General features: G+C 54.1%; 12 protein-coding genes. 7 read left to right on the forward strand and 5 right to left on the reverse strand.

Annotation, left to right across the window (positions count from 1 at the left end):
• Positions 1-548: 548 nt before the first annotated feature.
• The 3 genes from DHN60_RS20720 (at position 549) to DHN60_RS20730 (ending at position 3,386) form a co-directional block, all read left to right on the forward strand.
• Complete coding sequence (locus tag DHN60_RS20720) at positions 549-2,519, forward strand: alpha/beta hydrolase (RefSeq protein ID WP_108839215.1); 1,971 nt, start codon at positions 549-551, stop codon at positions 2,517-2,519.
• A 161-nt stretch (positions 2,520-2,680) separates the two neighbouring features.
• On the forward strand, positions 2,681-2,962 hold the full coding sequence (locus DHN60_RS20725; RefSeq protein WP_159089324.1) for a hypothetical protein: 282 nt from the start codon (positions 2,681-2,683) through the stop codon (positions 2,960-2,962).
• 223 nt (positions 2,963-3,185) lie between these two features.
• A complete protein-coding gene (locus DHN60_RS20730) occupies positions 3,186-3,386 on the forward strand; it encodes a DUF3955 domain-containing protein (RefSeq protein ID WP_108839217.1) in 201 nt (66 codons plus the stop codon).
• Positions 3,387-3,399: 13 nt separating this feature from the next.
• Here DHN60_RS20730 and DHN60_RS20735 read toward each other — a convergent pair whose 3' ends face one another.
• Positions 3,400-3,648 (reverse strand): hypothetical protein, encoded by a 249-nt coding sequence (locus DHN60_RS20735; protein WP_108839218.1) that lies wholly within the window; start codon positions 3,646-3,648, stop codon positions 3,400-3,402.
• Between the two features lie 38 nt (positions 3,649-3,686).
• Between DHN60_RS20735 and DHN60_RS20740 the strand changes: the two genes are divergently transcribed.
• Positions 3,687-4,816, forward strand: a protein-coding gene (locus DHN60_RS20740) for an IS3 family transposase (RefSeq protein ID WP_108839219.1) whose coding sequence is annotated in 2 segments (ribosomal slippage) — positions 3,687-3,921 and positions 3,921-4,816 — 1,131 coding nt in all. Because the reading frame shifts where the segments join, the coding sequence is not laid out codon by codon here.
• A gap of 340 nt (positions 4,817-5,156) precedes the next feature.
• Positions 5,157-5,651, forward strand: coding sequence for a hypothetical protein (locus DHN60_RS20745; RefSeq protein ID WP_108839220.1), 495 nt, complete (start codon positions 5,157-5,159; stop codon positions 5,649-5,651).
• 35 nt (positions 5,652-5,686) lie between these two features.
• Here the strand turns inward: DHN60_RS20745 and DHN60_RS22985 are convergent, their stop codons facing one another.
• Complete coding sequence (locus tag DHN60_RS22985) at positions 5,687-6,271, reverse strand: hypothetical protein (protein ID WP_159089325.1); 585 nt, start codon at positions 6,269-6,271, stop codon at positions 5,687-5,689.
• Positions 6,268-6,999 carry a hypothetical protein gene (locus tag DHN60_RS20755; protein ID WP_108839222.1) on the reverse strand — a complete coding sequence of 244 codons (732 nt, stop codon included), beginning with the start codon at positions 6,997-6,999 and terminating at the stop codon, positions 6,268-6,270. The genes DHN60_RS22985 and DHN60_RS20755 overlap by 4 nt, the downstream gene beginning before the upstream one ends.
• Before the next feature lie 574 nt (positions 7,000-7,573).
• On the opposite strand from DHN60_RS20755, the gene DHN60_RS20765 reads away from it, so the two are divergent.
• Positions 7,574-8,068 (forward strand): hypothetical protein, encoded by a 495-nt coding sequence (locus tag DHN60_RS20765; protein WP_108839224.1) that lies wholly within the window; start codon positions 7,574-7,576, stop codon positions 8,066-8,068.
• Positions 8,069-8,447: 379 nt separating this feature from the next.
• On the opposite strand, the gene DHN60_RS20770 is transcribed toward DHN60_RS20765, so the two are convergent.
• On the reverse strand, positions 8,448-9,446 hold the full coding sequence (locus DHN60_RS20770; RefSeq protein WP_108839259.1) for a DUF1254 domain-containing protein: 999 nt from the start codon (positions 9,444-9,446) through the stop codon (positions 8,448-8,450).
• Between the two features lie 261 nt (positions 9,447-9,707).
• Entirely contained in the window at positions 9,708-11,060 is a 1,353-nt protein-coding gene (locus tag DHN60_RS20775) for an IS1380 family transposase (protein WP_108839225.1), read from the reverse strand.
• Between the two features lie 273 nt (positions 11,061-11,333).
• Between DHN60_RS20775 and DHN60_RS20780 the strand changes: the two genes are divergently transcribed.
• Positions 11,334-11,855 (forward strand): hypothetical protein, encoded by a 522-nt coding sequence (locus tag DHN60_RS20780; RefSeq protein WP_108839226.1) that lies wholly within the window; start codon positions 11,334-11,336, stop codon positions 11,853-11,855.
• Positions 11,856-11,886 lie beyond the last annotated feature (31 nt).

The following is an 11,886-nucleotide window of genomic DNA, read 5'->3' on the forward strand; positions in this document are numbered from 1 at the left end:
GTCCTATGCTTGTCATGCAAGCCCATGAAAAATCCAGCTTGCGTATCCGTTCAGGCCTCATGCGAAGACGGCGGCTGACCATACTCGAAAACGGTCCCTCACGACCAAGCCCAAAGCGATCCAGCCGCCACCACTGCCAGCCATAAATGGCTTGGCCGGCAGTGGCTCAATCTTTGCAGATCGATAAGGAAAGCATAAGACAAGCCCTCACTGTGAATTCGATTTTCATGCTGCGTGCGCTCGCAGCGCGAATATTGCCGCAGCTGCGTAGATCTCGGTGTTGCGCCGCGGCGGGAAAACCGGTCACTCAGACATCGTGCAGCAAGACTATGAAGTTGAAGGATCAAGTTGCGGGCGTAGCCGACATTGCTGCCGTGAAATCGAGTCTGGTCAATATGATCGGCCGACCTCAGCTTTCGCTGCCAAACTGCCGCGTAATGCTTGTTTTTCACGGGTAGATGATCGAAAGATAGTGGTATGAAAACAGGCGGACTTGGCGGGGACTTCGGATAAGCCCGTGCAACGATGGCAAGGAGGCATTTGATCGGATGAAGACGGCAGTACTTTGTGCCCTCTCTTTTTTGGGCATCTTCCTAGTTGTTGAAGCTGAAGATGTGAGCGCGGAAGAGTTAACCCCTGTGGCTGGCGGCGGCTTCGACGTCGACCCAGTGCGACTGGCCTCGCTTGCACCTCCTCCTCGATTGTCGGACCGAGAACTTGACCTGCATACTGTGCCTTGCTTGCCCGGAACGACGCTCGGAATAGGTGAGATCGAAGGACAGGACTACTTCTGCGGCGTTTTCACCGTACCTCAGAATTGGTGGGCTCCGGACGGCCTAAATCTGGACATTGGCTTCCTGGTGGCAAGGGCATCGGGTGAGACCCCGCGACGTGACCCCCTGCTATCTCTGGCGGGGGGGCCAGGCCAATCGTCGGTCCTTGCCCCAATTGTCGAGAAGTACCGGTCCGTGAGGTTTGAGCGAGATATCATCTTTTTCGATATTCGCGGTGCCGGCGTCAGCCAGCGCCTCGGTGTCGAAGAGTGCCTTGTGTTGGCTCTACAAAACGGAGCTCCGACCGATCAAATTGCCGCGTTGCAGTCTGCTGCAACGCGCTTTCTTGCCGTGGCGCGCAATGAAGAAACCCCAAGTACTCCAAGGCTTTGGGATCTAGACATTCCTGTGCTCAACGAGACTTGTTGGGAGCAGTTCACAGCTCAGGGTATCGATCTGAATCAATTTACGACGGCTTCAAATGCGAGGGACGCCATCGAATTGATAAGCGCCATAGGCTACGATGAATTCAATATTGAAGGCGTTTCCTACGGAACGCGATTGGCCATGGCAATCATGGACGGCTTGCCGGGATATGCGGACGCTCCGCAACTACGGTCCGTGGTCCTCGACTCGACCTTTCCTCCCTCCGTGTATCTGATCCGTACAATCGTGCACTCTGATCACGACTTCATTCTTCAACTTCTCGAGGAGTGCAGCACGGATAGGGCCTGTGACGCAGCCTATCCCAGTCTAGGGCACCGGTTGGCCGACCTGCTTATCTCCTTGGACGATCAACCGTTATCCGTTGATTCGGAAACCGTAAATCTTGCGGACGTTGTTGCGCAATTGACCAACGTTTCAGGGTCGCGCGCCGCATACATTCCGAGGATGATCGTAGAATTGGAGGCAGGTGAGTTGGACACCTATCTTGCGCTGCGCGACGGGCAGGTCGGCACAGAGCTTGCCGAGAGCTCAATGGGCTTCACCTTCGACATGGCTGATCCGGTACAGGCGTTCATCAGCAATGCAGCGACACTTTTGGACGATCAGGCGGCCGCCGAGTTCGTTTTCTATATGTCATTTGGTTTGGTGCAGGATGATCCGATAGCAACCCTTAGGACCATTGTCGACGACGGCTACGCTGGAGACATCCGTGCACAAATGTCCGATATGCTCGAGCGACTGACTGTTGATGACGTTGTCAGGTCCCCATATGTAGCAAGACAACGTGCACTCATCTCAGCCTCGGAGGAGAACTCCGAGGCGCAACGCATGAACCTTCGCAGGAGCATAACGGGCACGCTACCGCATTTTCTCTACACCGCAATCCACTGCGCAGACGACATCCTGCACGAACGATTTGAGGATGCGGTGAACAGCTACAACGACTTGCTCTTCCCTCAACTGACGGACTTGGACATGTCGCGAGCGGAGGCTGGGCGCTGTGTAGGGTGGCCCGTGCAAAGGGCATCGATTGAAGCCAAAAACCCTGTGGAGAGCGAAGTTCCGACGCTGATACTTCAAGGTGCCTACGACAAACCGACACCGACCTACATGGGCAGACGCGCACATCGCGAGCTCAACAACAGCACCTATGTTCTGGTGCCGCAACAAGGTCATGGCACTTGGAACTCAGCGGAGAGCTGCGTGGGACAAATAGCAGCTGCTTTCCTTGATGCACCCAGCGCAGGTGTCGATCTTGACTGCCTTGACGCGCGCCGACCTCAATGGGCGCTGCCTTAAAGAAGAGCATACTTAGCCCACATTACTTGCGGGTCGTGAATATCAAACCTTGGTTTGAATAGCATTGGGAGGAGAAGAGCCGAGGCGCATCAGTTTGGCGTTGCCTCGGGTAAACTGGACGTGTTTAATGGACGGGGTTCACATCGATGGAGGAGGTCAACATGAAGAAAAGTATTGTTTTTTGCGGTCTGACAACGCTCTCATTTGCCTTGGCGGGATGCGTGGAAACGACCACCACCCCTGGTGCAGCAGTGTCCAGTAGCGCTTGCCCATCAAATCTTGGCGCGAACGAGTGCGAATACTATCGAGACGGTTACGCACTTGGTGTCCAAGATCGCGGCATGGGTATGAGCATGGCCTATGAGCGTCATGACGGATACGATTCGACTTTCGAACCCTACTTCGCAAGCGGATACAATGCGGGTTGGTCTTCAAGCGGGTAGTACTTGGGCCTGACTGGAGACGCCAGCTACTGACCTTAGGAACGCGGGAATCAGATGAAGAATCCTTCGAGTTCGTTGCCGTGACGCTGTTGAGGGGCTTTGCCTGACCCGCGTAACCTACTCGCGGTACCGGGTGTACGACAGGTCAGTCTTGTCACGCGAAACCAGTGTAAACGGTTATCTCTTTTTCCCAAGTTCTGTGATCTGGAAATCGGTGTGGCTCATGAGGAATAAACTGGGCATTCTTGGCCTTGTCTGTCTTGTTTTGGCTGGCTTTTCATGGCTTACAGAGACGCTTTTTTATGGCGATGTCGATGCAGAGGGAGTGCTTCAGGACAGCTTTTTCTTGCCTCTGACACTTATCTTTGCGGTGCTCGGCGTTGCGCTTGTCGTGATTTCAATCATCTTGGATCGTCGTCGATAGAGCGCCCTCATTATCAACGGTAGGGAATGCTGAAGAACGAGAAGCTGTTGGTCTGGGTGATTACAGGCGCTCCAGTTTCCGCGATGAGGCTTGCCATTGCGGCACTTCCCGTCGGACAGGCCACAAGATCGGCCGCATCGTCAAGGAAATCGACAGTGAACGCCGTTTCGCCGACAAGTTGGCATTCGTCTGCAACGCTTCGGTAACCACGAACGAAGTTCAGTTCCGGGTCAGGTTTGGACCTGTCGCGGTTTGATGCCACCCCTTTGATAGCACTTACTGCAACAAAGGAGATGAACTATGGGACTGAAACGGACGGACGAGTTCCGCGAAGATGCGGTGCGTATCGCACTGACCAGCGGGCTAACGCGCAAGCAGGTTGCGGACGATCTTGGCGTTGGGATGTCGACGCTGAACAAATGGATCACGGCGCATCGAGACACAAACGTGGTGTCGAAAGAGGATATTAGCCTCGCTCAAGAGAATGACCGGCTTCGGCGTGAGATCCGCATTCTCAAGGAGGAGCGGGACATCCTAAAAAAAGCCACCCAGTTCTTCGCGGGCCTAAAGCAATGAGATTTAGGTTTATCGAAGAACACAGATGCAACTTCCCAATCAAACGGCTTTGCCATGTTGTTGGTGTCAGCACGCGGGGCTTGCGGGCGTTCCGAAGTCGGCCCGCCAGTCGCAGGCAGCGGTCTGATCTGGTCACTCTGGCCCACATCAAGGAACAGTCCCGTCTCAGCCTGGGCAGTTATGGCAGGCCTCGAATGACCGAAGAGTTGAAGGAGATTGGTCTGAATGTGGGGCACCGCCGTGTGGGCAGATTGATGCGCCAGAACGGGATATCTGTCATTCGGACCCGCAAACACAAGGTGACAACCGATAGCGACCACAAGTTCAACATTGCACCAAACCTGCTGGATCGAAACTTCTCAGCTGACCTGCCAAATCAAAAGTGGGCAGGCGACATCAGCTATGTTTGGACCCGCGAAGGGTGGTTGTATTTGGCTGTGATCCTAGACTTGCACTCTCGGCGTGTGATCGGCTGGGCAGTAAGCAATCGCATGAAGCGCGATTTGGCGATCCGGGCGTTGAATATGGCCATCGCGTTCCGGCAGCCGCCCAAAGGTTGTATCCATCACACTGATCGCGGGTCGCAATATTGTTCCCATGACTACCAGAAAATCCTGCGCCAGCACGACTTCAAAGTATCGATGAGCGGTAAGGGTAATTGTTATGACAACGCCGCCATCGAGACGTTCTTCAAGACCATCAAAGCTGAACTGATCTGGCGACGGTCATGGGAAACGCGGCGGCAGGCTGAGATGGCGATCTTCGAATACATAAACGGGTTCTATAACCCGCGACGACGACACTCAGCACTCGGTTGGAAAAGCCCCGTCGCTTTCGAACGCAAGGTGGCCTAAACGAGCACTTGGGGCGGCACGAAAGCGGGACAGGTCCAACCCGTTCTAGCTTACTGCAAGAGCAAGAAAGCTCCTTAAGAAGAGCGTGTCGTACACCGTCGCGATCCGGGCGCTTCCCGGGCGCGGGACTTCAGACTGAATGTGCCGAATTGCAGGGCAACCGGCAACAGGCGTGAGAGGGGCCGCTCTAACCAGCTATATTCAATCGCGCCATGTCTGCTTCAGACTGGCTCCGGTTAACTGACCAAATCCGTAAGAGAGCGGCTTCCGGTGCGGAGTCGATTTGCCAACGTTACGGGATGGTAATATAATACCCCATACCCGCGCTGTAGGAGCCATCATGTCCAGCCGTAGAGCCGCTGCCAACTCGCTTGAACAGCAACTCAAATCCGCCAAAGTCGCCGCATCCGACACCCAACATGACTGGCCCAATCTCATCGCGATTGGTCCCGCCGGAAAGGCCGCATTGGATGTTTTTCGGGCCGGTCAGTTAAGCAGGGCGCACGAGGACTGGAGTCCCCTTGATCTGATCGAACTTGCTCGGGTCAGCAAAACTATCGTTCAGGCGGATCGTGAACAGGGGCTGTACGAGCAAGAGGGCACTTTAATCGCTGGCGGAAAGAACGGAACCAATTTGGTGGTGAACCCGCGCGGTCGGGCATTGAGTGCTCTGAACTCGCAGATAAACGCCACCTTGCGACGACTTGGGATCACAAGGATGAGTGTTGCTACGAAACGTGGGATCGCCGCCCGTGCAGACGCCGAGCGCCAGATGCGCGAAAGCTACTCCGCAACGCATTCTGGCAACAATCCCGACGACATCTCTTTGATTTGATGTAACTGGCTGCCATCACTTAAGGGACCTACCTGCTAACGTCGTAACACAGAAAAAAGGCGGCATCCGTAGCTGGCAGAAAAGCGAACGTCCGGCGTCCTCGGTAGATGGTGAACACCCGGTTCGGAACCGTCTCGTAGCCATTTCTCCAATTGCTCGACATCCCGAGTTGAGACACCGGATACGCGATGTCCCCGACCAGCTGCCGCCAAATGCTGCAATTCCCAAGGCAGCGAAATCGGTGATCTACCAAAGTACCAACTGCAATCCGCGTCTAGCACAAGTATCGGCCCGGAAAGGTCTTTTCTTTGTGCGTCTGAATTGTCGTGGTAGCTGGGGTCAAGCCTTTCAACACTTCCGTCCGCAAGAATGCTGTAAACCGCATCAATCCTTTCAGGATACCTTTCGGTATAGTCCGTCCATTCCAGAACATCCGCAACACGGCCAGCGTAAACCAGTTCCCCTCTCTCATGGGGTCTGGGCATAAAGGCGGCAACCCAATCGCCTGCGCGCGCGCTTCTTCGAATGAGAGGCTTGCAGGTTGCCAAAGTGATAAGGTTTTGATCAATGCATGGAGCGCGGCCACTGTCATGGGCTAAAATGTATCTAAAGCACCTCATACAACTGAAGGCTTCGAAATCAATTGATCTAGCCAATCCTTGGCATCGCTCCGAACTCCGATATCGCAAACAAATTCCTGCCCACGCGCCACACACTGCAAGCGATTGTCTGGCAGCCATCTTTCGGGTGCGCGATGATAGGTCAAACCACACTCTTTCAGCCAACTGGGCACATTCCAAATAGTTAACGGGCCTCCATCCTGTGTCAGCCTCAAGCCGGGGCGAGGTTCTTTGAAAAGGCCGCCCTTGCCGAGATAAATCATGTTGTTTTGGTTCCATTCCCCGAGTGTGTGCGGATGTTGAATCGGAAGCCAATCGGGCGACTGTTCTCTACTCGGATGAGCGCCCAGATGTATAATGTGTTCGATTTGTTGCCAGCCGAATATCCAGTGCTGTCTAGGCCTGCCGCTGGCTTGGAAGAGACCAAAAAATAAGAATACATCGCCTTCACCAACGCCATTGTTCGCCAGATGTGATTGCGCAGCACCAGTTTGTCCAAACGCACAGCGCCCGTCGGCAAAGAACGGATCGGCATGGCACAAGTGATGTGCAGGTATTTTCCCAGCGGTCTTTTCCTCCACCAAGTCTCCAAGACCCAAGTCTGAGTATGTTGTTTCGCTGCGACGGCTAGTGGGGATTGGCAAAGAGATCAAAGATTTTTCTGTTAGTGGAGAAGCTGTTCCACCAGCACCACTGTCAAAGCCTTTCCGACTGAAAATTATCTTCAACTTTGTTTCCCCGGAAGTGTTCTGAAATCTCCAAAACCAATCTACTTGGATGTTTCAGCTAAGCAACCATGACCGTCAGGCGTGACAACGATGGTTGTAAATCTGAGTTGCCTGCAAAATAGTCCAAGTGCTCGGTTCCCAACACAAGAGAGAGTGACTGACCATGACGAAGATGGTGTACGCAAATGGCTATCGCGACCCTCAGATTGTATACGGCCACCGCTTCCCCGGTGAGGATGAACTGTTCCACATCGGTAGCGGTAAACCCGGCAGAGCGCTCAGTCCCGTGCGTGGTGCGCCGTGGCGTGATTATGTCGGGGACCGGGACGTGGAAGTTGTAGTACTAGAAACCTACACTTGCCCCGCACGCACTCGGCTGCGCGAAGCCCAATTGATACACAAACTCCAGCCAGTCACGAACCACCACCACCGGAACGGCCCACACAAGCAAGTGGAGCGAGGCTTTACCAAGGGAGGGATGCGCTGTGACTGCGGCGCAACCGACTGTTACGGAAAAGAAGCCTTGAAGAAGGGGTTATGAGGCTGATCTACCTGATGGATAGGAGCATGAAAAATGATCGAAAGTATCGCGCCACCACACAAAACGACTTTCAACTCGACTATACTTCGCGCCGTTCAAGCCTTGCTTCTGGCAGACGCTGAAATCCGCAATATGACCGGAAAGACGAAATTTCGGAATCCAGCCATGCGATATGCATTGTCGGAGTATATCACGATTACTCATCCAGAATTGGTCGACCCGTCTTATATCCCTAGGAGCGTCGCTGCCGCCCGCATCTTGCAGGAGGAGGAAAGGAACAAGACCGGCCAGAGATGGAACAAGCTCGGAATCCGATACGAACACAAAACGCCGCTGTCCGTCTTGCATGATCGGATGTTTGCCGTCCGGGATGACATTGATGCGATTGACCGAGTGCTGACAGAGGGTTTCCAAACAGCCTTAATCACTCACGAAGAGGACAAGGCAATAAACGCCGCAGGATATCGCTCCAGTGTCCCACAGGACGGAAGTGACCGCTATCAGGCTGCCGGTATTGAATTTGTGTGAAACATAATTGGAAAATGCATCATGCAAAAAATATCCGCATCGACATCCCTGAGCCAGCCCCGCCGTCGCCAAAGCGGCATGTGTGGGGGGTCATTGCGGGCTGAGCGCTGATGAGCCTGATACTGTCCGCGCTGGTTGTGTATGGAGCTGAGACGTACAGACGAATTTAGGCAAGATGCGGTGCGCATCGCGCTGACCAGCGGGCTGATGGGCAAGCAGGCGACTTTGAAATAGCATTGCGTGATTGCCTAAGGGTTCATTCAGCATTCACCAAAGACGCTTTTGCCAAGCTGTGTTCGGGCAGCTTCGGCTTCCTGGAATCTGTTATTTCACGTTTATTGAAAGCCACGAATATCTCTCTTTCTTACGTCTTGGCCGTTCACTGTTTTTCAGGCGCAATGCCGCGAACCGACTCAATGTAGTCGATATTTTCCTGCACATCGACTGGCAGGTACATCCGAACAATCCCAGTCCATCCTTCCGGAACCGTCAGACTGTTGGGTTGATCCGGACAGTTTAGATAGATTGAATAGGTTTCGCCGTCGTCCTGCATGTTCTCATGACCGATGTAGAAATCATCCTCAACAATCCAGCCTGCGGTGTCGTAAGTCGTCAACGAAAAGAAACCACCGCTTTCCCAATCTAGATTGGGTTTCGGCAAGGTGTAGCGTTGGCATGAAGCGTCTCCCTGGCCCGCAACCGCCGAGAGGTATTGTGCAGTACTAGCAGGTAAGCCACCCCACCCAACCGCAGCGGCGTATATGTAGCTTGTCGGATCGACGTCATCCATCGTTGCGCCAAAAGACTCGTGTTCGATTATTTTAGCTTTGCCCTCGGCAAACTCCTGAACGAGCTTGTTGCGAAACGCTTCAACGTCTTCGCTGTGGAAGCCTTTTGCAGGATATGGCACGGCCGAGTTGGCCTCAATTGTCATAGCACTTTGTGCCGCGAGGGATTCCTCAAGATCGTCGGTGATTTTTGTCCGTGCCAAAAGATACACATGCGTACCGCCAGTGACGTCTTCGGGGGTGATAGTACGACTTTCACCGGCCTTGATCACGAAATGAGACAGATGGTTTTCATCCATCACGTGAATAATTTGAAAGTCATCACGCGGCGGTACTGTCAGCGTAGCACCGGCCGAAATGTCGACAACGGCGAGCGAGTACATGACATCCCGGTTCGAACGGATCACATCCTGCGCGTCCTTGCTGACCGGGCCGTTGTGCGTGAACGTATTGACCGGCCCAGCGTTCTGTTGGTTGTTGAAATACCAATCAGTTTCGGCAACGACGTAGTTTTCCATCGTGACCGGTTCCGCCAATGCCATTGTCGCACCGAGCAGAAAGGTCCCGGACAGAAGCGCTGTTTTCTTCATGTGCTTTTTCTCCTTGTTCGCCTGACAAGAGATAGTCAAACCGACATTCCCCAAGTAGAACGCCTTTTCCAAAATGTTGCCGCTGTTTTGCGCCCAGATCAAGCGTCTTGGGCCTGCTGTGCCGTGGTTCGGGCATCTGACGCGCGATTTGAGCGTGGTTTACGGCCTCGGACGCTGGATTGATACGGATTTTGGCATGATCAACATCCGTTTGGACAGACCAGTCGAGCCGGTTTCGTTCGGGTTTTGTTATCGACACCGTCATGTTGGAACTGGTGGGGAGCGCAGCCGCTGGATTGCCGCGAGGATACGACTGAACAGAGCGCCGTTAACGGCGACCTCGGCAAGCTGGAACGTGATAGCGCGGGCATGGCGAACGACCCTTGCACCGATTTTGATCAGCCGGGTCTGCAGGCTGGTCAGCGACCAGTCGGCCATCTCCTCCGGCAGATCAGCGCCCTGTAGGAAGATGCCAAGATTGTACGCCAATGCATGAAGCTGTAGCCGCACCTCGTTCTGCGCCATGCCCTTGCAGGACAGGCGCGTCCAGTTGATCGCCTGCTTGCCCTCCTTTATGTGCTGCTCGGCGGTGCCTCTCTGATTGTAGAAATGGATGATCCAGTCAGGCTCCATGGGCAAGTTGGTGACGACAAATCCGACGCGGGGGAACAGCTCGCCCGGATGCCACTCGACCTTGGCGACAACGCGCCGGGGCTTGTCCCACGACGCCGCCTGATACTCGAAGTCACCGTATAGGCGACGAGTGTGTTTCGGCGGACGACCGACCGGGCGCTTTAGCAGATGGGCAACCTTGCCCTGAAGAACGCGATTGGCACGCAGGCGGATGGCGTAGAAATAGCCCTTGGCTTCCAGCATCTCGTACAGGTCTGGGATGGCGAAGGCGGCATCGGCTCGAAAGAACCGCATCAGGTGACGATCCGCATATCGTGCAATGACTGGCTTCAGAACCCCTTCCCATCCATCAGCACTGTGCACATTGCCGGGGCGCAAGGCGCAGCGTTCGAGGTGCCCGAACTGGTTGAACACGAACAAAGGGTGATAACACATGCAGCCGAAATGACCGTTCCAGGCCGTGCCCTCTTGTGCGCCGTGGGTCGGGCTGACTGAGCTATCCATATCCAGCGTGATCCACTTGGGCATTTTGCATTCGTGAACCCGGTCGATCCATTGTCCTGACAGGTCCGCCAGCGCGCTACGATTGTCAGTCGTCGTTGCCAGCACCTCGGTCTCGAACCTTCCCATCTGGCTTGTGGACGCGGCCTTGGCATCCACAGCCCGTCCGCCGACCACCTGCCGTATCACCGGATCACGCGCCAGACGATCCGCGTCATTCACATCATCGTACCCGGCCAGCCGACCGAAGACAGACTGGCGCAACAGACCAACCAGTGTATGCAACCGATTGTGACCCGTCCGCGTGTCTCTCAACAAACCACCCGCAATGTCGTGCAGGCCGAGGACTTCATCCAGTTCACGGAATAACAGCAGACCACCGTCCGAACTGATCTTGGAGCCATGGAATTCCAGCCGCACACGACGGTCAAAACCGAGCCTGACATCGCCCGTTTCGCCTGCACCCTCTGGGTGATCCATAATCCGCAACCTCAAGCCCAATTAACATGCTGAAATATAACACATTACTGGCCGTCAGAGAGGCGAAAACATCAGGTTACTTGGGAAATGCGGGTTCATGATTGAACAGTTGCTTTGGGAGCTTGTCCGTTTGAACGGAGACTCAGATGCTGGAGCAGTGGGTCAACTCAGGCGCAGACTGGCTCAGACAAACGCAAGATTGCAAAAATTCGATAGTCACGCGGCCCCACCAAATCTAGGTTTGGTGCAAGGAAATGGACTTGGAGATTTGAAATGGACGGAAATTACAGGGCGGGCTACACGATAGCCAAGTTGATGCGTCTATTCGGTTGGGTGGGTGTGACTATCTCGTTTTTAGTGGGTTTGGGTTCGTTATTTGGTGAGGATGCATATGGCGCATTATTTGCCGGGATTGGCCTGTTCAATTCGCTATTGCTTGTTGGCGTTGGCCACGTAATGGAAGCGGTTTTCGATGGGGCATCAAATACTGACAGGCTTGTTAAGCTGATGGTGCAGAAGCCGGTCAAGCTTCCAGTGAATGCAAGTTCCAAAAGTTCTCAACCACGAAATACGGCCATGGCCGATGATAACGGCAATCCCCAGACACCAATGGAAAAGCAGCCCCCTTCAACTTCGGAGCACGATTATGTATACAAAGGATACAGAATTCCGGGACGCGGAGACGAAAAATTCGTGATTCACGGGATTGAATTTCATGGTCTCATCCATGCAACGAACTTTCTTGACGGTAAGTTGGAGAACGGAACGCCGATCAACTTAGACAAGGTGGACTGATATTGACCACCGCAACCACCGCAACCACTGC

It is taken from the genome of Tateyamaria sp. Alg231-49, assembly GCF_900143535.1.
GTDB lineage: Bacteria > Pseudomonadota > Alphaproteobacteria > Rhodobacterales > Rhodobacteraceae > Tateyamaria.

Bases quoted from the DNA above. Each gene is read 5' to 3' on its own strand.
- DHN60_RS20720 (WP_108839215.1), top strand. From the start codon at position 549: ATGAAGACGGCAGTACTTTGTGCCCTCTCTTTTTTGGGCATCTTCCTA.
- DHN60_RS20725 (WP_159089324.1), top strand. From the start codon at position 2,681: ATGAAGAAAAGTATTGTTTTTTGCGGTCTGACAACGCTCTCATTTGCC.
- DHN60_RS20730 (WP_108839217.1), top strand. From the start codon at position 3,186: ATGAGGAATAAACTGGGCATTCTTGGCCTTGTCTGTCTTGTTTTGGCT.
- DHN60_RS20745 (WP_108839220.1), top strand. From the start codon at position 5,157: ATGTCCAGCCGTAGAGCCGCTGCCAACTCGCTTGAACAGCAACTCAAA.
- DHN60_RS22985 (WP_159089325.1), bottom strand. From the start codon at position 6,271: ATGAGGTGCTTTAGATACATTTTAGCCCATGACAGTGGCCGCGCTCCA.
- DHN60_RS20765 (WP_108839224.1), top strand. From the start codon at position 7,574: ATGATCGAAAGTATCGCGCCACCACACAAAACGACTTTCAACTCGACT.
- DHN60_RS20770 (WP_108839259.1), bottom strand. From the start codon at position 9,446: ATGAAGAAAACAGCGCTTCTGTCCGGGACCTTTCTGCTCGGTGCGACA.
- DHN60_RS20775 (WP_108839225.1), bottom strand. From the start codon at position 11,060: ATGGATCACCCAGAGGGTGCAGGCGAAACGGGCGATGTCAGGCTCGGT.
- DHN60_RS20780 (WP_108839226.1), top strand. From the start codon at position 11,334: ATGGACGGAAATTACAGGGCGGGCTACACGATAGCCAAGTTGATGCGT.